This is a genomic window from Mycobacterium sp. IDUB_37 (assembly GCF_055419245.1).
Map to the genome: position 1 here is coordinate 309,231 of NZ_JBVAXG010000007.1, position 21,820 is coordinate 331,050.

Here is a 21,820-nt window from a genome sequence, read left to right on the forward strand (position 1 = left end):
GCGCCAGAGGACCGCTGTCAAGCCAGCGCCGACGCCCGCACGGCCAATACATCGTCCGGAAGCGAAAGCTCCTCTCGGGCAGCGGGATCGAATGCCACCAGCATGACCAGGCCCGGACGCAACGCGGACAGGTCCGCGTCGGACTCGACGTCCATCAGCCGACCGATGAAGGTATCGCCGCGCACGCTGGACACTTCGATCCAGATCTGGCGGTCGTCGGCAACGGCCCGCACGGTGCCCAATCCCATGGTCGCGACCCGCTGCCCGCGGCACCGCCGCGCTTGCGATCGCGACGGTCCCATGGTCGCGACCCGCTGCCCGCGGCACCGCCGCGCTTGCGATCGCGACGGTCCCATGGCAAGACCGTCGTCCGCGGCATGGCGGGCACTGCAGGCGACCCGGCCGACGAGAAGGACGGAGACAGCAGCAACGGCCAGACTGGCCGCGGGGATCCACAATTCGCGGACGGAAAGATACAGGATGGTGGTTGCAATCAAGGCGATCTGGGCGCCGACAGCCAACCTCGTCGACTTTCTCATACGACCAGCTTGGAGCGGCCAAACGGCTACCGAACCCAACTTTTCGGGTACCAGTATTTTCGACTGTGCACCTATCCTGTGGTCATGAGCGCCGATCCGCAGGTACAGCCTGTCCTACAGGATCGCGTCGCGGGACACCCGCGCCGCGCGGTGATCGACCAAGCGTGGCGCACAATCGGTCCCGGGGTCGAGGTCCTCAGCAGTGACGACGGCGGACCGCTGAGCCGAACCATCAAACGCATCATCGATCCACTGGTGCTGCGCCTGCGGTCCAACCCGCAGTATTCAACGCCCGCCGTGGCCGCCGACACCGCTGCGGCGATGCACGAACTCATCGTCGGCAATGCTGATCAATTGCGTTTCGCGGCAAGCTGGTTCGAGGTACTCAAGCTCGAGCGACGCCGACTGCGGATACGCAGTGGTAATGCCCAGGAACTCTACTTCCCGGTGTGCTTCGAGCTCGCGGTGACGAAAGGCGCACCTACGCCACAGGATCGCGACGCCGCGGCCGCAATCCTGCATGACGTGCACCAGGGCAGGGATCGCACCGCGATCGAGGTCCTGCACGAGTACGTGGCAAGTGCCGAGGTTGTTTCACGACTGGCGGCGCAACTCGACCGCAGTTGGCGCGATGTGCGGGCCGAGGACACCGTGCTCGAGCCGTTCTTGACGGAGTTGGCCACCGTGCTCGGCGCGTCCAACGGCAGCGCCAGATCCCACGCAGCCAGATCCCACAATGCGGCCACCGCGCGCCAGCGCGTCTGGTCCGCCGTCATCGCCGATGCCACGCCGTACAACCTGGGCGCGCTGGCACGTGTCGACGCGGCCGAACTGCCTTGGTCGATCGTCAAGTTGGGCCTGAGTTCTGCTGCGCCACAACAACAACCGGAAGTTGTCAGTGGTTCGGACAGCGATCGTCCGCTGGATCGCACTGTGGTGGACCGGGTGCGTGCCACCTTGCGGCGCGCCCTGGACCGCGACGCACTACCCGACATCCCGTTCTTGTGCGCCGAAGAGGTGGACCGGGCCTGCGCCCCGTGGGGACTGCTGGCCGAGGACAAGCAGGCCACGCTGGTGGCCGGCATCGAGATAGCGGTCGAACTGGCGCCGTTGGATCGATCGGTCACCACTCGCTACGGGTTGGCCGCCCAGATCCAGGCGCGGCTGCGCAAGGAAGCCTACGTGCTGCACGCCCGCCGATACCTGGTCGAGGGCGGGCCGATGCACCCGCGGCAACAGCAGGTGGTCGACGATCTGTCCTCTTACGCCCAGCCGTATCTGAGCCGATTGTGGGCCCGACTGCATGGACGCGACGTCTGGCAGGAACCGTGTGAGGACGTCGATGACGTGCGGTCCCTGTTGGAGGGGGTAGCCAGGTCGGTGAGCCTCGATCATCGGCAGCGAATCAAGTCGATGCTGGAATTGCAGGTGGCGGGATGAGACTGAACACCGAATCCGGGCTTTGGGTCACCGGGCCGACCGAACACTCGCAGGCGGCGTCGCCGCTGGTCGCGGTGCTGGAGGTTAGCGGAGCGGTGTTGTCCTGGATCGTCGACGACCCAATGGGCGACGCCGCCACCCAGATCACTTTCACCGATCAGACCCGTGCCGATTGGCTGTGGCGCGTAGTCGGCCAGTCCGGTCACATCGCGCTGCTATCGGCGGTGGAAGCCGGTGAGGGCGCTACGCAGTCCCTGGAAATCACCGGCATCGAGATGGTCCCCGATTCGCTGGTGCCATTGCGCCGACTGGCGATCGGCCATTGGTTACGCCGCTGGTGGCCGGCCAGCCAACGCGATGGTGTCGCGGGCCTCGACCGGGCTCTGCTCGATGTCGAGGTAGCCCTGCTGACGGCGGGTGCCCAGGATTTCTTCATCGACGACACGCTGGATTCGGACGTGACGGAGTTGTTGGCCCCGCACGCCGTGGCGCTGATCGCCCACGTCACCACTGACGATCCACGCGTATTCGACCTGGTGCGGGCTGGCGCCGAGCTTGCCGGCGAGGTCGGACTTGATGGCATCGATTGGATGGAACTGGCTGCTGCAGTGGAAGATTCGGGTGAGACCCTGGCGATGCCGACAGGGTTCCGCGACGATTATGCACTGGCCGCGGGGACTGACACGGGCCCGCGTACGGGTGCGATCGGCCGCGGTGTCGCATCGATCAACTGGGGTGCGGTGCCTCCGGGCATCTTCGATGCTGCCGAGGACACCGTTGACTGGAGCGTCGAGCACGCCGGTCCCGCGGTCGTCGCCGTCGTGCAGGCTGCCGTAATCGGGCCCGAAACAGCCACCGACATTGCGGTCAGGGTGCTCTCCGGCGACGTGAGCGGCGCCGCTGCCCTCGACGCGGGCGGGCGTGCCACGGTTCCACTGGTCAACGCCCAGCACCACGCGCTGTCCGAATCGGCCGCCTGGAACCACGATTGGCCCACGACATCGGTGGCCATCGGCGCCCCGATGCCCGAGTCCGCCGAGCCCCGAGAAGTACGCGACCGGGTCCGGCGCTGGGTGCGGGGGCGCCTGGACGATCCGCCGCAGGACGCATTTCTGGCCGAGATCCTCGCCGGGGAATCGGCCTACTAGCGGCGATCGCGAAGTGGCGGCCCTCTGTCGAAGCGCGCCCCCCTTCCCTATGCTGAGCGAGTGCCCAACAAATATCGGGTCGTGCAGTGGACGACCGGAAACGTCGGTAAGAGCTCGTTACAGTCACTCGCCGCCAACCCCCAGTTCGAACTGGTCGGTTGTTACGCGTGGTCCCCGGAGAAGTCCGGGCGCGACGCCGGCGAACTCGTCGGCATCGAGCCGCTGGGAGTGGCCGCAACCCACGACGTCGACGCGCTGCTGTCGCTGAAACCGGATTGCGTCGTCTACAACCCGATGTGGATCAACCTCGACGAACTGGTCCGCATCCTCTCGGCGGGTGTGAATGTGGTTACGACGGCGGCGTTCATCACCGGGCATAACCTGGGCGAAGGGCGCGACCGGATCGTGGCGGCCTGCCAGGAGGGCGGCGCGACGATCTTCGGGTCCGGCATCAGCCCAGGCTTCGCCGAGCTGTTGGCCATCGTGTCGGCGCTGGTGTGCAACCGGGTCGACAAGGTCACCGTCAACGAGGCAGCCGACACCACTTTCTACGACTCGCCGGAAACCGAGAAGCCGGTGGGCTTCGGCCAGCCGATCGACCACCCGGAACTGCAGGCGATGGCCGCCAAGGGAACCGCCGTCTTCGCCGAGGCGGTCCGCCTGGTCGCCGACGCACTGGGTGTCGAACTCGACGAAGTTCGCTGCGTCGCCGAATTCGCCCAAACGACAGCCGATCTCGAGATGGCCTCGTGGACAATCCCGGCCGGATGTGTCGCGGGCGTCTACATCAGCTGGCAGGGCATAGTCGGCGGAAATACCGTCGTCGACCTCAACGTCCGTTGGAAAAAGGGGCAGACTCTCGAACCCAACTGGCAGATCGAGCAGGACGGCTGGGTCATTCAGATCGACGGACAGCCCACGGTAACCACCAAGGTCGGATTCCTTCCGCCGCCGTACTTTGCGGCCACGACGCTCGAAGAGTTCATGGCGCTCGGGCACATTATGACGGCAATGCCCGCGATCAACGCGATCCCGAGTGTTGTTGCGGCGGCCCCCGGAATCGCCACCTACGCAGACCTTCCGCTGTCGCTACCACGAGGCTCACTGCCGGCAGGCTAACCTTCAGCGACGTTGCCCGACAACGTTTTTGACTGCACCGGAGGCGCGTACGGCGCGCCGAACAACGGGACCTCGCACGGCCCCTGGTGGCGGGCCGCCTCGATGGCGTTGCGCAGTGGGCGGGCCAAGCCCGCGAACGATCCCATGTCGAACAACAGCGGGGTCAGAAGTCGGTTATGCACGAAACCGAATGAGCTGGCCGTTTCGGGATCCGCCCAGCCCAAGGTTCCGCCCAGACCGACGTGGCCGTACCCGCGCAACAAGCCGGGCACCGGCGACTCGTGGTAGCCCAGGTGAAAAGGCATGGGCACCACCATGTTTGCGTCCGGCCACTTCCTACCGGTCCTGCCGCCCAAGCCGCGCGCCAACTCGTCCGAGAGGTACTGCTGGCCGTCGATGCGGCCTTCGTTGGCCAAGGCGCCGTACATTTTGGCAAGCCCGCGGCCCGTCACCACCCCGTTGGCACCCGGAACCTCGCCGTCAAGAAACGGGGTATCCCCCTTGACCAGGGAGATGACGCCGGGGAAGTACATCGCCCCCATGGCACCGGAGAACGGCAGGCCGGCCACTTTGGGTGCGATGAAATTGAATATCGGGGCTCGCAGCTTGCCCTGCGGTAGCAGAATCTGCGCCGGTCGGATCGGCGAGTTTTCCGGCGGACGGCCCAGATGCACGCCCTCGGCTTTCAGCGGGTCAGCCACTTCCTGACGGATCAACTCGCGCATACCTTTGCCCGTCACCGCGCGCGTCAACCCGGACAGCAGCCAGCCGTAAGTGAGTGCGTGATACGCCTGCACGCCCCGCAAGTGGTCAGGCGCGGCCGCAGCCAACTTCTGCTCCATCAGCAGGTGATCCATCAATTCGGTCTTGCCAACGCCTTTCAAGTGCGACAGCCCGGATCGATGCCGCATCACTTCGTTGACCGTGATGTCGCCTTTTCCGTTGGCCGCGAACTCCGGCCAGTAATCGGCGACCGGCGCCTCGTAGGACAGCAATCCGCGATCAGCCAGGCGGTGGATCACGGTGGAGGCGACGCCCTTCGTGGCCGAGAACACCATGGCCCCGGTATCGGCGGTCCAGTCCTGCGTACCGGCCCGGTCCGACCATCCCGTCCACACATCGACCACTGGGCGGCCCTCGATGTAGACGCTGAGGGCTCCCCCGCCGAACCGGCGGCCAGGAAACAGTTGCGCGAAAATCTTGATGGCGTTCTTGAAGTGCGGATCGGCGGCGCCCGACACTCCGCGCGGCAAGCCCCCGCCGGCGACAAGTAGGTCGGTTGACGTCACCGAAATTCTCCAGGCTGCATTGCCCTCACGAGAATGAAGCTATCAGTCAGCGGGTATGCGCAACATATGGCTACGAACCGATTGGCGAACAGGGCTCAGTACTGGAGCGGTAAGGCCAAAGAGACCGTCGGCAAACTCACCGGCAACCGTCGCACCCAGTACGAAGGCAAAGTGGACCAAACCAAAGCAAACCTCAAGGACACCGGGGAGCGGGTAAAGGACGCCTTCCGGCGGCAACCCCGGTACTGAGTGACAGGTTTTGGGATCACCGGCACTCGGGTACTCAACCTGGGTCAGGCGAAAGACTGAAAGATAAAGAGGAGTGTTTGCATGAGCACCGAAGACAAGGTCAAGAACAAGATCGAAGACCTGGGCGGCAAGGCCAAAGAGGGCATTGGACGTGCCACCGGTGACAAGAGCACCGAGAACGAGGGTCGCGTCGACCAGGCGAAGTCCAGCCTCAAAGACGCCGGCGAGAAAATCAAAGACGCTTTCAAGAAGTAGGCGCGCGTTCGGATCGACAACAGCGCCAAGGCATTTCGGTGCCTGTAGTTGCTGTCTGTCACCAATCTAGATCGCGTTGCACTGCGGAGCTGCCCCGCGCGAATACGGCTTGCCCGTGTACGCGTGGGGCAGCTTTCCATTTTGGGGATTGAACCTGCGTCTTTTGGATATTCCAATTACAAGTGGGTCATCGAAATCAGTTTGGGGTGCGCTATGACACGGAAATATCGAACACATCGAAATGGCGTCCACGTGGCGCGCCGTGTCGCAGTGGCGATCGGGGCGACAGCGTTGCTGGGCGCCTTTGCTCTACTCCTGGAACCAGCCCCCGCGTCGGCGGCCCCGTGTCCCGACGTCGAGGTGGTATTCGCTCGCGGTAGTGGGGAGCCTGCCGGTGTCGGCAGTGTCGGCGGACCGTTCGTCGATGCGCTGCAGTCGCAGATCGGTAACCGGTCGCTCGGCGTGTATTCGGTCAACTATCAGGCCAGCACTGACTTCCAAAGCAGCGACTTTCCGCTGAGCGTGATCGAAGGCATCCGCGATGCGGGCAACCACATCCAGTCCATGGCGGCGAGTTGCCCCAATACCAGGGAAGTGCTGGGCGGTTACTCCCAGGGAGCGGCCGTTGCCGGCTTCGTCACGTCACCCGCGGTACCGGCAGGCGTGCCCGCCGCAGCGGTGCCGAAGCCGTTGTCGCCGGACATCGCCAGCCACGTCGCCGCGGTGACGCTATTCGGAACTCCCTCACCGGAATTCTTGAGTACGTACAACGCCCCGCAGATCACCATCGGTCCGCTGTACCAGTCCAAGACCCTGGAATTGTGCGCCGAAGGTGACACCATTTGCGCCGGCGGCGGCACGACGCCCACTTTCGCGCACACGATTTATCCCGCGAATGGGATGACGGGCCAGGCAGCCGAGTTCGCCGCCAGTCACCTGTAACTCCGCCGAGCAGACGTTAAATCGCCTTCAGCCCTTGGGTTTTAGGCGATTTTGCGCGTGTTCACGGTGTCAGTCGGACTCGTCTGAGTCGAAATCCAAAGGCTCCGGTAGCTGCGGAGAATTCTTGAGCCACTTCCGCAGCCGGAACAACCCGTTGATCACGATGCCAAATCCCAGGAGGACCAACGTCGTCACAATGATTGCGGTGGACACGCCTTCTATGGTGGCAGGCCGACAGCGATGGTCGCGACCCGCCGCGCTTGCGATCGCGCCGACACCGATGGTCGCGACCCGACGCGCCGAGCGTTAAGCGGCGGGCTTGACCTCGAGCCCGACGTGCACCTTGTCGATCCCGCCACGCACGATCGAATGAGCGTAGAACCACCAGGCGTGGTACCAGTACCGCTTGAGCACCGCGTTGTACACCCGTCGGGTCTCCGACTTCGGCAGGATCGTGGCGATCCCCTCGACGCCATCGCTCTTCGGCTTGCCCAGTGATCCACTCTTCGCGAGAGTCACCCGGGGCGTGTTGCGGATTCGCTTAACCTTCCACGACTCGTCATCGGTGATGATGAGCAGTCGGTCGCCATCCGGCACACCCCAGATCGCGGTCGGCTTGGGTCGCCCGTCCTTGGTGAAAGTCGTCAACAGCAAGTACTTGGACTTGATCACGTCCTTGAATGTGATGGCCACGCGTCGCTTCCTCCAGGCAGGGGTCACCCCCGAGGGTGATCATTCAGATTCTTAACTACCCTACGTAGCAAAGCTGGAAACCACGTGGTCGATGTGGCGGAGCACACAACAAGCCCCCCATTCGAGCGAGGCCCGGGCGCCGGCTGCACAATGCGTTCATGCACGTTCTTGTTACTGGAGGTACGGGATTCGTCGGCGGGTGGACCGCGAAAGCCGTCGCCGATGCCGGGCACGAGGTCAAGTTTTTGGTTCGAAAGCCCGAGCGTCTGCAGACGTCGGTGGCCGCACTCGGCGTCGATACCTCGAATTTCGTGGTGGGCGACATCACGGACCGCGACTCGGTCCGCAACGCACTTCAAGGGTGCGATGCCGTTGTGCACAGCGCCGCCCTGGTCGCGACCGACCCGCGGCAGACCGCGCAGATGCTCGCCACCAACATGGAAGGCGCCCGCAACGTACTCGGTCAGGCCGTCCAGATGGGCCTCGATCCGGTCGTGCACGTGTCGAGCTTCACCGCGCTCTTTCATCCCAACTTGGAGATGCTGACGGCGGACCTGCCGGTGGTCGGTGGTTCAGACGGCTACGGGACATCCAAGGCGCAGGTGGAGATCTACGCTCGCGGCCTGCAGGACGCCGGGGCGCCGGTGAACATCACATACCCCGGCATGGTTCTCGGCCCGCCCGTCGGCGACCAGTACGGGGAGGCTGGCGAGGGCGTCCGGGCGGCGCTGCAGATTCACACTATTCCAGGCCGCAGTGCGGCCTGGACGGTCATCGATGTCCGCGATGTGGCAGCGCTGCACGCGGCACTGCTCGAGCCTGGCCGGGGGCCGCGCCGCTACATGGTTGGTGGCCACCGGATTCCGGTGGGCGATCTGGCGCAGCTACTCGGCGACGTCGCAGACACCCCGGTTGTCGCGGTTCCGGTGCCCGACAGCGTATTACGCGCTGCCGGCACGATACTCGACTTCGTGGGACCGTATCTGCCGTTTGACAATCCGTTCACCGCGGCGGGGATGCAGTACTACACACAGATGCCAGACTCAGACGACTCGCCCGCAGAACGTGAACTCGGCATCAGCTTCCGCGACGCCCGAACGACCCTCGCGGACACGGTGGCTGCGCTGCGGGCGTAGCCAGACGGTCGCGACCCGCTGCGCCCGGCTCCGCCGCCCTTGCGATCGCGACTAGCCCGACGGTCGCGACCCGCTGCGCCCGGCTCCGCCGCCCTTGCGATCGCGACTAGCCCGACGACTGCACCGCGGCGTCGATCAGAGCTGCTGCCGCCGCTCGCGCATGCACAACGGGCGCACCGTCATTCAGCGACGTGGCCATCGCAGTAGCGCCTTCGAACAACACCGCCAACTGCTGGCCCAGCAGGTAGGAATCCGCAGCGCCCGCCTCTTGGGCGACGGCCGCGAGACGACGGGTGAACTCTACCTTGTGGTCTCGCACTATGGTGTCAACACTGCCCAGCACGCCGGCGGATTCAACCGCGGCGTTGTGAAAGGGACAGCCCCGCACGACTTCTGCCCGCGGCGCTTGGAAAATGGCCAGTAGCCGATCCCGGGCAGGCAGACCAGTGTCATCCAGACGCTTCTCTGCGGGGGTGCCGCCCGCGGCGTCGTAGGCACGAAGGTAATCCGCTACCAACTCAGCCTTGCTCGAGAAGTGTTGGTAAAGAGTGCGTTTAGACACCTTGGCTTGTTGCGCGATCAGTTCGACACCGGTGGCGTGGATTCCATGCCGGTAGAAAAGCTGGGCAGCCGCTTGCTCTATGCGCTCACGCGCCCCGATCCCGGGGCGCGGTCCAGCTTCGTCCATGTTGCGACTATACACCGATCGGTTTACAGCTCTCTAGATGCGTTGTATCGTCGACCTTATGACAAAACCGATCGGTTTACCGAGTGAGACGACGACGATGCCCGATCCTGCGGCGGCTCCAATCCTGGTGATCGGCGCGACAGGTCGCCACGGCGCCACCGGCGCTACCGTCGTGGACAAGCTGTTGCGCGGGGGCCACGCAGTACGGGCGCTGATCCGCACCGACGATGATCGCGCCGGCGCGCTTCGCCAACAGGGCGTGGCTACCGTGGTCGGCGATCTGCATGACCGCTCCTCGCTTGTTCCTGCCGTCGACGGCGTACGCGCCGTGTATTTCACCTATCCCGTTGCGGCGGGCGTAATTCCAGCCGCGGCTAACCTCGCGTCGGTACTGGTCGCCCATGCCGCCACGGCGCATCTGGTGGTGATGTCAATGGCCGTGTCCGCGGTCGATAGCCCGAGCAGGCTCGGGCAGGCGCAGGCCGTCGCCGAAGAAGTCTTCATCTGGGCTGGCCTGAACCCGACGGTGCTACGGTTCGCCGGGCTGTTTCACGAGAACATTCTGTTGTTGCACCAGAACACAATCAGAGACGAAGCGCTGATCTCAAACAGCTTCGGTGACGGCGCCGCACCGTGGATCAGCGGAGAGGATGCGGCCGAACTGGCCGCCGCGCATCTGCTGACGCCGCGACCGGCCTCGCCGCGGGTCAGCTACCCGCCGCCCGCCGAGGCGATCAGTCACGCCGCGATCGCCCGCATTGTGTCCACCGCGGCCGGTCGGCCCGTTCGCTACCAGCACGTCCCCGCGACCGAGTGGCAACGGAAACTAGAGGAAGTTTCCGAAGTCAGCCCCACTTCACCAGTCAATAGGGCTATGGCCCAGCATATTTCAACCATCGGCGCGGTCCTGTCCAAACGGGCCGAGCCGCTGTTTGCGCCCGACCCCGTCGCGCTGACCGCCCTGCTCGACCGGCCACCCACCTCCGTCGTCGAGTTCGTCCAGCGCAATCAGTCCCTCTTCGCCAAACAGGACTAGGAGAGCAGACCCATGTCATCCGTATTGATCACCGGAGCCAATCGCGGCATCGGCCGCGCCATCGCCACCGAATTCAGCCGTCGCGGACACCGAGTGGTGGCCACCGCCCGCGACCCACGCACGCTGGAGGACCTGGACGTCACTCAACGACTGGCCCTCGACGTCACCGACGACGCCAGCGTCACGGCCGCGGCCGCTGCTGCGGGCGACATCGACATCCTGATCTCCAATGCCGGAGTCATCTTCTACGCTGCGGTGGAAGCCATTCCGCTGCAGGAACTGCGGCGTGTGTTCGACCTGAACACCGTTGGAGCCATCCGGGTCGCGCAAGCGGTTCTGCCGCAGATGCGGGCCCGCGGAGAGGGGAAACTCATGTTCATGTCCAGCGTGGTCGGGCGAATCGTGCTGCCGCCCGGCGCGGCCTACGCGTCGACCAAATGGGCGCTGGAGGGCCTGGTCGAATCCCTCGCCATCGAGGTAGCCCCGTTCGGTGTGCAGGCAGCATTGCTCGAACCGGGCACGGTGAGTTCCGGCGCGCTCGACGACGTGACTACCTACACCTTGCCCGACGATCCCTACGCGGCCCTCCTTCGCGGCGGCGGGCCACGCGACGGGACGATCACTCCCGAGCAGGTTGCGGCGGAGGTTGTCGACGCAGCCGAGAAGCCTCAGCTGCCCTTGCGAATTCCGGTCGGCGACATGGCCCGAACGATGTTGGCCGCGCGTCATGCGGCCCCCGAGGACACGCCGTTTACAGGGTGGTGACCATCCCGCCGTCGATGCGGTAGTCGGACCCGTTGATATTCCCGGCGCGGTCGCTGGCCAAAAAGACCGCTAGGTCGGCGACCTGCTGCGGCGTCGTGAGTCGACCTGTGGGAGTGCCGCCGACAAGCGATGCCAGGACACCGTCGGCCGTCTGTCCGCTGACCGCGGCGAATCCGTCAGCGATGCCGCCCTGCTCGGTCCACAACGCGGTCAACACCGGGCCCGGACTGATCGAGTTGACCCGAATGTTGTGCGGCGCCAACTCGACTGACAGTGCCTTCGAAAGGTTGGTGACTGCGGCTTTGACAGCGCAGTAGTCGTAGATGGCCGGGTTCGGGTAGTAGGCGTTGATCGACCCGATGATGACGATCGCTCCGCCGCCGCGCCGCTCGATCTCGGGCAGCGCGGCACGGGTGGGTCGCACGATCCCCATCACGTTCAGGTCCCACGACGCCTGCCACTCGTCGTCGGTGATGCCGGCAAATCCGCCCGTGCGGACCTCGGCGATGCCGATGTTGTTCACCAGAACGTCGATTCCGCCACGGGCGGCCGCGGCGGCGACCAACTCCTCGGCGGCGTCTGGTTGCGACAGGTCAACCGCCACAAAGGTAACCTGCCCGGCGTCTTCAAGTGCCGCCAATGTCTCACCGCGCGTGCGTGATCCAGCCACCACATGGACGCCCGCATCGACAAGTGTCGTGGTGATCGCCAAGCCGATGCCCTTGCTGGCGCCGGTGACGACGGCGGTCTTACCGGTCAGGTGCAGATCCATTCATACTCCTTGATTGACAGGAATCTTCGCCTCGGGCACCGGCAACCCCGGCACGTCCACATCGATCCGAAGCAGGGCGCCGATGGTCGTGACGTACAGCGTCTGCCCGGCGAAGGCCAGCGACGAAACGAACCGGCCCGGCAGTTCGATCACGTCAATCAGTACACCGTCGGCGTCGAATCGTGCAATGCCGCCGCCACTTCCGAGCGCAACCCAAACGCCGCCGTCGATGTCGACGGCCAGTCCGTCGCATTCGCCGCGGGGCGCTTCGGCGAAGATGGACGAACCCTGCGGACCGACCAAGCGCACCCGGGCGGCCGCATACTCGGCCACATAACAGCCGATGCCGTCCGGACGGAACCCAATCCCATTGGGCCACAATAGGTCCGTGACCAGATCACGGGTCGCTCCGGTGGGCGAGATCTGCACTATTTCGGTCGGACCGGCTGTCTCACCAAGCTGCGGTTGATGACGCAGCACTCCGAGTACCACCGATCCGTCCGGGCCGACGGTCAGGTCATTGATGCCGGTTGCACCTTCGCGCGAGAGCACGGTTCGCTCGCCCGCCGGGCCCACGTACGTCAGGTCGCGGCCACTGACCAACAGCCCGCCGTCGGCATGCATTGCGATGCCGCCGATTCCGCGACGCCGATCCAGAACGGTGGCCACGCCAGTGTCCGACCATAGGTAAACCCCGCCCGCCGTTGTATCAGCGAAAATCACCGAACCGTCGCGCTGCGGGCGCGGAGCTTCCAGCAGCCCCGTGGACTCCCACAAAGTCACAACGGGAGTGATCATGGCATTGACTCGACCTAAACGAGGCTGACCGCACGCATCAGGCGTTGGTTCAAAGATCGGGTAGGACGGTGTGGATTGTCGCCGCGGCGATGCGAACAATCTCCTCTAGAAGTTCAGTCCGCGACAAATCGATACCGCCGTTGAGCCAATCGCTCACGGCCCGCGCGGTCCCGGCCACCAGGATGAGGGCTGCCATGTTCAGGCGTGTGCGTTCATTGTCCGCGAGCGGCGTGTCCGCGATTGTCACATCAATGAGCACGGCGGCAATCGCATGCTCAGTCCGTCGAACGGTATCTGCGAGTTGGTCGCCGCCGATTGTGTCCACGAACAGCCGTGCATTGCCCGGGTCCTCGATGAGAATTGAGACGACGCCTTCTACCGCTTGTTGTAGCCGATCGAGCATGCCGGTGTTCGCCGCGTGTGCGGGGGCGGCAGCAGCCGCGGTCAACTGCTCGATGAGTCGGTCGACCAGGGTCACGAACAGGTCGTTGCGGGTGTGGAAGTGCTCGTAGAAGTAGCGCTTGGACAAACCTGCCCGTGCGCTGATGTCGTCGACGGTGACCGAGGCAAGGGGGGAATCCGCGAGCGCGCTGAGCCCTGCGTCGAGTAGCGCATCACGGCGGCGGCGCACCCGATCAGCTGCGCTGACGCCTCGGAAGGGCCGGACCACGGCGACTGGATCGGTCACCGTCCAATCTTGACACACCGTGTTGTCCGACCATATATTCCAGGAACTGTCCAGTTCCTGACTTACCCGGATCGTGTCCGCAGGTCGCATGATCAGGCAGGAGCTGGCAGGCAACTGCACCTTCCGGCGGGAAGTAGGACATGGGAAAGATCACGTTCATCTCTTATGACGGCGAATCGCACGAGACCGCAATCGTCGAGGGGCAGTCGCTGATGCAGCTCGCTACCAGCAATGGGGTCCCGGGTATTGACGGTGACTGCGGCGGTGAGTGCGCGTGCGGCACCTGTCACGTCATTGTCGACAGCAACTGGGTCGGCCATACCGGCGAGCTGGGTACCGACGAAGAGGAGATGCTTTCAATGACGCCCGAGCGCGAGTCGACCTCGCGACTGTCGTGCCAGATCAAGGTCACCGAGGCGATGGACGGTATGGCCGTCAAACTCCCAGAATTTCAGATGTAGCCCAGGACAGCTCTTAAGCCACGGCGAGGTAGGCGAAATGATTAACGTATTCGGCTCGGTGAAAAGCAAGGTGGAGCAGGTAGTTCCGCTCGACCTTCTCGTTCGAGGTGCACATCTGTACAACAGGGCGCGACGAGTCGTCGACAAGAGTGAACGTTCACCGATCTTCGTCGAGACGCCGATCCCCGATGGCACCGACATCCCGCTGGCCGACATCGACATGAGCAACCCGTTTCTTTACCGCCAGGGGCAGTGGCAGTCACACTTCAAACGTCTGCGTGATGAGTCGCCGGTGCATTATCGGCCGCAGGGTCCGTTTGGCCCGTTCTGGTCGGTCACGCGCTACGAGGACATCCTCGCGGTGGACAAGAACCATCACCTGTACTCGGCCGAGCCTTACATCTTCATCGGCAAGCCCCCCGCAGGCTTCGACATCGAGATGTTCATCGCTATGGACCCACCGAAACATGACATTCAGCGGACAGCGGTGCAGGGCGTCGTGGCGCCGAAGAATCTCAAGGAAATGGAACAGCTGATCCGCTCTCGCGTCCAAGAAGTGCTCGACCGGCTCCCGGTCGGCGAGCCGTTCAACTGGGTGGACCGCGTCTCGATCGAGCTGACCGGCCGCATGCTCGCGACCCTGCTCGACTACCCGTACGAGGACCGCCGCGAGCTCACCGAAATCTCCGACTTGGCTTCGGGGATCCCAGCGGCGACGGGCGGCACGTCCGATCTCGACGAAACGTTCACCTATTCGGTCAAGGTCCTTCGCAAGGCCATGCGTCTGTGGCATGACAAGGCGGCACGCATCGCCGCGGGCGAGACTCCCGGCTTTGATCTGTTCAGCCTCATGCTTTCTGGCGAGGGCACAAAGGACATGATCGATCGTCCGATGGAGTTCCTCGGCAACTTTCTGCTGCTGATCGTGGGTGGCAACGACACCACCCGCAACTCGATGTCCGGCGGCGTGTACGCGCTGAACCAGTTCCCGGACGAGTTCGTCAAGCTCAAGGCCGACGTGAAGTTGATTCCGAACATGGTTTCGGAGATCATTCGCTGGCAGACCCCACTGGCGTATATGTGTCGCCGGGCCAAGGAAGACACTGTGCTCAACGGACAGCACATCCGTAAGGGCGACAAGCTCGTAATGTGGTACTCCTCGGGCAACCGCGACGAGCGCCAATTCGAGCGTCCGAACGAGCTCATCATCGACCGCGCAAATGCGCGCAGCCACGTATCGTTCGGCTTCGGTGTGCACCGGTGCATGGGTAACCGGCTCGCGGAGATGCAGTTGCGGATCTTGTGGGAGGAACTGCTGGAGCGGTTCTCCGATATCGAGGTGCTCTCAGAGCCGGACATCGTGCAGTCCAATTTCGTTCGGGGTTACTCGAAGATGATGGTCAAGCTGCAAAAGAAACAGCCGGCCTAACCAATTGCACGAGCACGACGCGCAGGAGAAGAACTTTATGAATAGCGGCCGGGCGATAATCGTTGGCGCCAGTCACGCTGGCGCGCAACTCTGCACCAGCCTGCGCCAGGAGGGGTGGGAAGGGGAATTGCTGGTAATCGGTGATGAGCCGACGCTGCCCTATCAGCGCCCGCCTCTGTCGAAGACATATCTGTCAGGCAAATGCAGCCTCGACGACTTGCTCATTCGCCCGCCAGATTTCTACGAGAAAAGAAACATCACCTTCCGGCATGCCCGTGTTGCGGCCGTTAACCCCCAGGCGCGGACTATCGCGCTGAGCGACGGCGAGGAAGTCGACTACGCCAAGCTTGCACTGTGTCTGGGCGCTCGCCCGCGTCACCTCGCTGTTGACGGCGCCGAACTGGCTGGCGTGCACTATCTGCGCGATGCGGCCGACATCGAGGCCATTCGGGGCGGGCTTGCCGAGGCCCGTCGCGTCGTCATCATCGGCGCCGGCTACATCGGCCTGGAGGCGGCCGCCTCGCTGCGCGCGCTCGGCGGCATTGACGTGATCGTTCTGGAAGCCGCCGAACGCGTGTTGCAGCGAGTCACCGCACCGGAATTGTCGGCGTTCTACGCGCGCGTCCATAGCGAGGAAGGCGTCGAAATACGCACCGGCGTCACGGTTGCGGCCATCGACGGGGACGAGCGGGTGCGTGGCGTGCGGCTCGCTGACGGTGAGCTCATCGAAGCCGATCTCGTCATCGTGGGTATCGGCGTCGTACCCAACACCGATCTGGCAGAAGCCGCTGGCCTATCGGTGGACAACGGCATCGTGATTGATGGCAGCGGTCTGACCAGTGACCCCGACATCGTCGCCGCGGGCGACTGCGCCAGCTACATCATCCCTCGCTACGATCGCCACCTTCGGCTCGAGTCTGTGCCCAACGCCGGCGAGCATGCCAAGGTGGCAGCTGCAACTATGTGCGGGGAATCCAGGAAGATCTCGGCCCTGCCGTGGTTTTGGTCGGACCAATACGAGCTCAAGTTACAGATCGCTGGGCTCAACGACGGCTACGACAGCGTGGTGCTTCGCGGAAATCCAGACACGGGGCGTAGCTTTGCCTGCTTCTACTTCAAGCAGGAGGAGATGATCGCGGCCGATTGCGTTAACCGGCCAAAAGAGTTCATGTTCAGCCGTCGCGTGGTCAACGAGCGGCTACCGATAGATCGGAGTCGGCTGGCAGATCCGGAAAGCTCTCTCACCGACCTGCTGAAGGCGCCGCAGACCGGGTGCTGAAGTGCACTTTCAAGGCAGCGCCGTAGCCCACTCGATATGACCCCGGAAGTCCAGCGCTTCGGCCGTCTTGCGGTACTTCTCCCGCAACTCGACATAAGTTTCGGCGTCACCGCGGGCACGCGCCAACAACGCCCGCAACCGCGTCAACAAGATGTCGCGCACCGGTAGCTCGTCGTCCTCGGCGGCCGCCAGTCGCTCGATCGCGGCGTCGGCTTCAGCCATGTCGCTGTCGTCGGCACCATCGAGCAGCGCCTCCACCAGAACACCGGTCGCAGGAATGCCCCAGCCAAGTAGCCGTCCCTCGCGGAGCACCTGATCGAAGCCGGCGCGGATCAAGCTCAGCGCCTCATCCCGGGCACCCTGGCGCGCCTTTTCCCGGCCCAGGTAGATATTGGCCACGGGTATCCCGATCGAATTCTGTTTGCGGCTGACGAGTGATTTCACAACACCGACCAGAATCTGTTGTCCGCGTTCGTGATCGACAGCCGTCGGGCGGTGCACGAGCGCGAGGCCCAGCACCATTCTGGCCAAGGTCACCGCAAGATCGTCGCTGGATCGGTCGGCGGTCTGCACAACATCTTCGATGTCGAGCAGCGCGTCGTCATCGACGGCAAACACGCCGGACGGGATGCCCGCGCCGTAGATGTAACCGGCGGCCGCGGTATAAGAAATCGGGTCGGCGCTTCGGGTCATCGCCAGGCCATCGCCGCGGTCCTCGCGCCATCCAGGCAGACCAAGGAAACAACGAGCCTGACCCCGCATTGCCAGCGCAACGCCCAGCGGAGAACCCACCAGGAAATTGCCCTTGGTGGGATCGTCGGCAGCCAGGTCGATGAGTGCCTGCAGCCAGGGCAGTGCTTCGGCCCATTCGGTGCACTCGCCTTTGGCATAGATCAGCGCGATGGACAAACCGATCTTCAGCGTCGGATCGCCGATCGAGTCGATGAGGTCCATCGCTTCGGAAGCCAATTCGGACGCGTGCCGCAGCCGGGACTGATAGGCCAGATCCAGCACTCGGCCAGCCATCGCAATCGCCAGGGATCCCTTGTCTCCCGTCGCGTCGCACAGCGCGCGCAACTCGTCGAAGCGTGCTTCGGCAGCCTCATGAGCAATGTTCGTCGATACCCGCCAGGCAGTGCCGCACAACATCGTCCGAGGGGCGATGCGCATCATGGACCGCACCGGATCATCGTCGGGCAGCGCATCGGCGAGCTTGCTGGCGTGCTCCCAATTCAGTTGTGCTGCACCGATATCACGGTTCACCGCCCACGCGCCGGCCCGCATCCGCCACCCACAGGCGGCATGGCTGTCACCGGCCGCTTCGAAGTGTTCGGCGATCAGCACCGCGTGCTGGTCAACTAAGTGCGGATCACGCGCTTCGATTGCGGTCGCCAACCGGCGGTGCAATCGGGCGCGTTCGGACTTGAGCTGCGTTTCGTAGGCCACTGTACGAATCAGTGGATGCCGAAATTCGTACTCCACGTGCGGGATAGAGCGCACTTGGTCAATCAGGTCGGCACGGATGAGTTCGCCGACGCAGACGTCGATCTCCAGGCTGACCAGCAGATCGGAGGCGAAGCGAAACCCGATTACGGCTGCGGCGGCCAACGTCTTCTTGGCGTCGAGGCTGATTCGGTCGATGCGCGCGGCGATGGCTGCTTGAAGTGTGGCTGGAACGCTCACTTCGCGAATATCGGTGTGGCAGAGGTAGTTACCGATTTCGCCGACCAGCACTCCGCGTTCGGCGAGGTCCCGGGTGATCTCGGTGGCGAAGAACGGATTGCCGGCGGCACGGTCGACAATGACCCCGCCGATCTGCTGAACGGATGCGTCGGCACCCAACAGTTCGGCCACCAATGTGGCGGTTTCGGCGTCACTGAGGCGCGCCAAGGCAATGGTCTGCGCCCCCTCGACTTGCAGCATGGCGCCGTCGTATTCGGGGCGGTAGGTGAACAGCGCCATCGAATTGGTCTGCGAAAACACCGCCATGAAGTCGGCCAGCATCGAGTCGCTGACTTCGTCGATCCAGTGCACATCCTCGACGATGAAGACCGCCGGAGCCGAGCGAGCCAGCTGGGCGGCCTTCACCACCGCAGTCAGCCGGCGCCGCCAGGCATCGGGGTCGATCTTCGGCAGCGACACCGCTGGATCGGCGATGCCCAACAGGTCGTCGAGGAGCAGGAGATCCTGCGGGTCCACGCCGAACAGACGTTCGCGCACCCGCGCCCGGGCACTGCGATCGTCGAGGTCACTCAACTCCCCTACCGCGCGAAGCAGACGTGCCACCACGTCGAACGCGACGTCGGTGGCGTGCGACTCGCAGAACGCGGAAAAGATCGGTATACCATGCTCTTTGGAAATCCGTACGGCCTCCGCGACGAGCCGGGTCTTGCCGATACCGGGTGGGCCGACCACGCCGACCACCATTCCCTGTCCGGCAAACGAGCGACCCAGCATCTCCCCCAGCGTCGCCAACTCGTCGTCGCGGCCGACCATCCTCGATCGCGGCGGACCGGTCTGCCCCCGCTTCTCGATCACACCCAAGAGTTGACGCGCCGGGAGTCCACTCTCGGACCCCTTGATGAACACCTGCAACGGGTCGCCCAGTGCGACAGAGCTTTCGACCAGCCTGACAGTGGAGTCGCTGAGCATCACCCCGCCCGGTGGCGCGACCGACTCCATCCGCTGCGCCATCCCGACCTGCTCGCCGACAGCGGTGTAACCCAAGGCACCGGAACCGATTTCGCCGGCGATCACGACGCCAGAGTTCAGCCCGATGCGCAGACCCAGATCAATCCCGTCCCGATGCTCAACCGCGTCCGCCAGTGGCTGCGTTTCGTCTTGAATGCCGAGCGCGGCCAAACAGGCGCGTAGCGCATGGTCTTCCAACGCCACCGGCGCACCGAATATCGCCATGATGCCATCGCCGGTGAACTTGTCCACGGTGCCGCCGAATCGCTGTACCACCGTCGAACACCGGTCGACCAGTTCCGCCATGATCTCGCGCAACCGCTCCGTGCCTACTGCGGCCGCCATATCCATAGATTTGACGACGTCGGCAAATAGAACGGTCACCTGTTTGTATTCCGCGGGCGTCGCCGCGCGAGTAACCGGGGAACCGCAGCCGTGGCAAAAGCGCGCTTCCTCAAGGGGTTCGGTGCCGCATTTGCTACACGCCACAGCTTGTCAGGGTAGTGCAATTGGTCTTCGATCAGAGAGGAACGGCAATGCACGGGCGAGAAGGGCCGAAGATGAGCGTGGCATACCGCAGAGAGTCGACCGGCCTGTTGGTGATCGACCCGTACAACGATTTCATCTCGCCGGGCGGGAAGGTTTGGGACCGACTGCGGGCGGTCATCGAGGCCAACGATTGCGTCGCGCACATGAAGGAGGTTCTCGATGCCGCACGACAAGGTGAGATTCGTGTCTTTTATGCGCTGCATCGCCGCTACCGCCCGGGCGACTACGAAGGTTGGAAGTCCGTAGCCCCCATTCAGCGGGCGGCGTGGTCTCGTAAGACCTTCGAGTACGGCACCTGGGGCGGCGAACTGCACCCGGATTTCGAACCCCAGCCGGGTGACATCGTCGCCGCAGAGCATTGGTGCTCAAGCGGTTTCGCGAACACCGACCTAGATCTACTGCTCAAGAGACACGGCATTCATCAGCTGATCGTGGTGGGACTCATCGCTCACACGTGTGTGGAGGCCACCGTTCGATTCGGTGCCGAACTCGGCTACGAAATCACGATGGTCAAGGACGCGACCGCCAGCTATTCCGACGTTGAGATGCGCGCCGCGCTCGAAGTGAACATCCCCAACTACGCCAACGCGATCGTGACCGCGGCGGAAATCGTCGCCGATATTGCCTGAGATTCACGAACTCGAACCGGCCTAGCTTTCCTTCTTGCGATCCGTATCCCGGCTCGGCTGTACCCGCTTGGGCTCCCCCGGCATTTTCGGATAGTTCGGTGGGTACGGCATGTCCCCGAGACCACGCTCTTCGTCTGCCTCGACCATGTCGAGCAACCCGGCGATCGATTGCGCGTCATTGTCCATGCCGGCCCAAGGGTCGTCACGGCTGGCAACCAGTTCGGGCACGGTGTTCATGGTGTAGTCGTCCGGGTCCGCGTTCGCCAACTCGTCCCACGTCAGCGGCATCGACACCGTCGCGATCGGTGTGCGCCGCACCGAATACGGGGAAGCCATGGTGCGGTCCCGCGCGTTCTGGTTGAAGTCGATGAAGATCCGCTCGCCCCGTTCTTCCTTCCACCACGACGTGGTGACGGCATCCGGGGCGCGCCGCTCCACCTCCCGGGCCAGCGCGATGCCCGCCCGGCGTACTTGCACGAAGTCCCAGTCGGTGGCGATCCGCAGATACACGTGCACCCCGCGACCACCGGAGGTCTTCGGGTAGGCGACCAGTCCGAGTTCCTCCAGCAGCGGCCGCAGCACATCGACGGCCACCGTCCGTGCCTGCTCGAAGCCGGTGCCGGGTTGCGGGTCCAGGTCGATGCGCAACTCATCGGGGTGCTCGGTGTCGGGGCAGCGCACCTGCCACGGGTGCAGCGTGACGGTGCCCATCTGCGCCGCCCACACGATCGCCGCCGGGTGCGTCACCATCAGCGCGTCGGCAGTGCGTCCCGACGGGAACGTCACCTGGCAGGTCTCCAGATAGTCGGGATGGTGTTGCGGTACCCGCTTCTGGTAGATCTCCTCGCCGTCAATGCCGTCCGGGAATCGCTGCAGGTGCGTCGGACGGTCTCGCAGCGCCGACAGCATCGGCCCGCCGGCCACCGCCCGGTAGTACTCGACCAAGTTGCCCTTGGTGCCTTTCGCCCCGAGTTCGGGGAAGTAGACCTTGTCCCGGTTGGTCAGCCGGACGGCAATGCCGTCGACGTCGAGTTCCTCCGCTTTGGCAGCCATAACTCGATTCCAGCACGCCGGGCGCGAGAAGCAACAAATGGACTTACCCGTGGCCTGTCCCGGAGCCGCCATCGCCGATCAGCGGGTGTCCCAGCAGCACCCGGCAGGCCAAGGCACGCACGAACTGGTCATGGAACGCTGACGTGGCTTATTCCTGCAGTTGCTATACCGG

The 21,820-nt window shown here is 64.2% G+C and carries 23 protein-coding genes; 13 read left to right on the forward strand and 10 right to left on the reverse strand.

The annotated features are described in order from the left end of the window. Positions 1-17: 17 nt before the first annotated feature. The gene (locus tag ACZY1I_RS23430; RefSeq protein WP_463757970.1) at positions 18-302 is read right to left on the reverse strand and encodes a hypothetical protein; all 285 of its coding nucleotides are present in this window, start codon (positions 300-302) and stop codon (positions 18-20) included. Between the two features lie 321 nt (positions 303-623). Here ACZY1I_RS23430 and ACZY1I_RS23435 point away from each other — a divergent pair, with 321 nt between their 5' ends. Genes ACZY1I_RS23435 through ACZY1I_RS23445 form a run of 3 tightly spaced genes read left to right on the forward strand, consistent with a single transcriptional unit; the run spans position 624 to position 4,246 of the window. After that, positions 624-1,979: a hypothetical protein gene (locus ACZY1I_RS23435; RefSeq protein WP_463757844.1), complete on the forward strand. Its 1,356-nt coding sequence runs from the start codon at positions 624-626 to the stop codon at positions 1,977-1,979. Continuing rightward, positions 1,976-3,127, forward strand: a complete 1,152-nt coding sequence (locus ACZY1I_RS23440; protein WP_463757846.1) for a hypothetical protein — start codon at positions 1,976-1,978, stop codon at positions 3,125-3,127. Before ACZY1I_RS23435 ends, ACZY1I_RS23440 begins: the two co-directional genes overlap by 4 nt. Before the next feature lie 60 nt (positions 3,128-3,187). Then, the gene (locus tag ACZY1I_RS23445; protein ID WP_463757848.1) at positions 3,188-4,246 is read left to right on the forward strand and encodes an NAD(P)H-dependent amine dehydrogenase family protein; all 1,059 of its coding nucleotides are present in this window, start codon (positions 3,188-3,190) and stop codon (positions 4,244-4,246) included. On the opposite strand, the gene lipL is transcribed toward ACZY1I_RS23445, so the two are convergent. Next, positions 4,243-5,535: an esterase/beta-lactamase LipL gene (lipL, locus tag ACZY1I_RS23450; protein WP_463757851.1), complete on the reverse strand. Its 1,293-nt coding sequence runs from the start codon at positions 5,533-5,535 to the stop codon at positions 4,243-4,245. The two genes, ACZY1I_RS23445 and lipL, sit on opposite strands and share 4 nt — an antisense overlap. Before the next feature lie 66 nt (positions 5,536-5,601). Here lipL and ACZY1I_RS23455 point away from each other — a divergent pair, with 66 nt between their 5' ends. From ACZY1I_RS23455 to ACZY1I_RS23465, 3 genes are all read left to right on the forward strand, one after another. Then, positions 5,602-5,784 carry a CsbD family protein gene (locus tag ACZY1I_RS23455; RefSeq protein WP_463757853.1) on the forward strand — a complete coding sequence of 61 codons (183 nt, stop codon included), beginning with the start codon at positions 5,602-5,604 and terminating at the stop codon, positions 5,782-5,784. Positions 5,785-5,865: 81 nt separating this feature from the next. Further along, positions 5,866-6,039, forward strand: a complete 174-nt coding sequence (locus ACZY1I_RS23460) for a CsbD family protein (protein WP_463757855.1) — start codon at positions 5,866-5,868, stop codon at positions 6,037-6,039. Between the two features lie 213 nt (positions 6,040-6,252). Continuing rightward, positions 6,253-6,981 carry a cutinase family protein gene (locus ACZY1I_RS23465; RefSeq protein ID WP_463757857.1) on the forward strand — a complete coding sequence of 243 codons (729 nt, stop codon included), beginning with the start codon at positions 6,253-6,255 and terminating at the stop codon, positions 6,979-6,981. A gap of 69 nt (positions 6,982-7,050) precedes the next feature. Here the strand turns inward: ACZY1I_RS23465 and ACZY1I_RS23470 are convergent, their stop codons facing one another. Together ACZY1I_RS23470 and ACZY1I_RS23475 are read right to left on the reverse strand one after the other, a co-directional pair. After that, a complete protein-coding gene (locus tag ACZY1I_RS23470) occupies positions 7,051-7,194 on the reverse strand; it encodes a hypothetical protein (RefSeq protein WP_463757860.1) in 144 nt (47 codons plus the stop codon). A gap of 93 nt (positions 7,195-7,287) precedes the next feature. Further along, positions 7,288-7,674 carry a PPOX class F420-dependent oxidoreductase gene (locus ACZY1I_RS23475; RefSeq protein ID WP_463757863.1) on the reverse strand — a complete coding sequence of 129 codons (387 nt, stop codon included), beginning with the start codon at positions 7,672-7,674 and terminating at the stop codon, positions 7,288-7,290. Between the two features lie 158 nt (positions 7,675-7,832). Between ACZY1I_RS23475 and ACZY1I_RS23480 the strand changes: the two genes are divergently transcribed. Beyond that, a complete protein-coding gene (locus ACZY1I_RS23480; RefSeq protein WP_463757865.1) occupies positions 7,833-8,810 on the forward strand; it encodes an SDR family NAD(P)-dependent oxidoreductase in 978 nt (325 codons plus the stop codon). Between the two features lie 106 nt (positions 8,811-8,916). On the opposite strand, the gene ACZY1I_RS23485 is transcribed toward ACZY1I_RS23480, so the two are convergent. Continuing rightward, positions 8,917-9,498, reverse strand: coding sequence for a TetR/AcrR family transcriptional regulator (locus ACZY1I_RS23485; RefSeq protein ID WP_463757868.1), 582 nt, complete (start codon positions 9,496-9,498; stop codon positions 8,917-8,919). A 58-nt stretch (positions 9,499-9,556) separates the two neighbouring features. Here ACZY1I_RS23485 and ACZY1I_RS23490 point away from each other — a divergent pair, with 58 nt between their 5' ends. Both ACZY1I_RS23490 and ACZY1I_RS23495 read left to right on the forward strand, forming a co-directional pair. After that, positions 9,557-10,534 (forward strand): NmrA family NAD(P)-binding protein, encoded by a 978-nt coding sequence (locus tag ACZY1I_RS23490; protein WP_463757870.1) that lies wholly within the window; start codon positions 9,557-9,559, stop codon positions 10,532-10,534. 12 nt (positions 10,535-10,546) lie between these two features. After that, entirely contained in the window at positions 10,547-11,299 is a 753-nt protein-coding gene (locus ACZY1I_RS23495) for an SDR family oxidoreductase (protein ID WP_463757872.1), read from the forward strand. Here the strand turns inward: ACZY1I_RS23495 and ACZY1I_RS23500 are convergent. Genes ACZY1I_RS23500 through ACZY1I_RS23510 form a run of 3 tightly spaced genes read right to left on the reverse strand, consistent with a single transcriptional unit; the run spans position 11,286 to position 13,557 of the window. Next, positions 11,286-12,071 carry an SDR family NAD(P)-dependent oxidoreductase gene (locus ACZY1I_RS23500; RefSeq protein WP_463757875.1) on the reverse strand — a complete coding sequence of 262 codons (786 nt, stop codon included), beginning with the start codon at positions 12,069-12,071 and terminating at the stop codon, positions 11,286-11,288. The genes ACZY1I_RS23495 and ACZY1I_RS23500 overlap by 14 nt on opposite strands. Next, positions 12,072-12,869, reverse strand: a complete 798-nt coding sequence (locus tag ACZY1I_RS23505) for an SMP-30/gluconolactonase/LRE family protein (RefSeq protein WP_463757878.1) — start codon at positions 12,867-12,869, stop codon at positions 12,072-12,074. A 49-nt stretch (positions 12,870-12,918) separates the two neighbouring features. After that, positions 12,919-13,557: a TetR/AcrR family transcriptional regulator gene (locus ACZY1I_RS23510; RefSeq protein ID WP_463757881.1), complete on the reverse strand. Its 639-nt coding sequence runs from the start codon at positions 13,555-13,557 to the stop codon at positions 12,919-12,921. Between the two features lie 140 nt (positions 13,558-13,697). Between ACZY1I_RS23510 and ACZY1I_RS23515 the strand changes: the two genes are divergently transcribed. The 3 genes from ACZY1I_RS23515 to ACZY1I_RS23525 are packed head-to-tail and all read left to right on the forward strand — an operon-like array spanning position 13,698 to position 16,726. Continuing rightward, entirely contained in the window at positions 13,698-14,018 is a 321-nt protein-coding gene (locus ACZY1I_RS23515; RefSeq protein WP_463757883.1) for a 2Fe-2S iron-sulfur cluster-binding protein, read from the forward strand. A 37-nt stretch (positions 14,019-14,055) separates the two neighbouring features. Next, positions 14,056-15,447, forward strand: coding sequence for a cytochrome P450 (locus ACZY1I_RS23520; RefSeq protein ID WP_463757887.1), 1,392 nt, complete (start codon positions 14,056-14,058; stop codon positions 15,445-15,447). A gap of 37 nt (positions 15,448-15,484) precedes the next feature. Beyond that, positions 15,485-16,726, forward strand: a complete 1,242-nt coding sequence (locus ACZY1I_RS23525; protein WP_463757972.1) for an NAD(P)/FAD-dependent oxidoreductase — start codon at positions 15,485-15,487, stop codon at positions 16,724-16,726. Between the two features lie 9 nt (positions 16,727-16,735). Here ACZY1I_RS23525 and ACZY1I_RS23530 read toward each other — a convergent pair whose 3' ends face one another. Beyond that, entirely contained in the window at positions 16,736-19,906 is a 3,171-nt protein-coding gene (locus ACZY1I_RS23530) for an ATP-binding protein (RefSeq protein WP_463757890.1), read from the reverse strand. 71 nt (positions 19,907-19,977) lie between these two features. Here ACZY1I_RS23530 and ACZY1I_RS23535 point away from each other — a divergent pair, with 71 nt between their 5' ends. Then, positions 19,978-20,595 (forward strand): cysteine hydrolase family protein, encoded by a 618-nt coding sequence (locus ACZY1I_RS23535; RefSeq protein ID WP_463757894.1) that lies wholly within the window; start codon positions 19,978-19,980, stop codon positions 20,593-20,595. Positions 20,596-20,616: 21 nt separating this feature from the next. On the opposite strand, the gene ligD is transcribed toward ACZY1I_RS23535, so the two are convergent. Beyond that, complete coding sequence (ligD, locus tag ACZY1I_RS23540) at positions 20,617-21,648, reverse strand: non-homologous end-joining DNA ligase (protein WP_463757897.1); 1,032 nt, start codon at positions 21,646-21,648, stop codon at positions 20,617-20,619. Between the last annotated feature and the right edge of the window lie 172 nt (positions 21,649-21,820).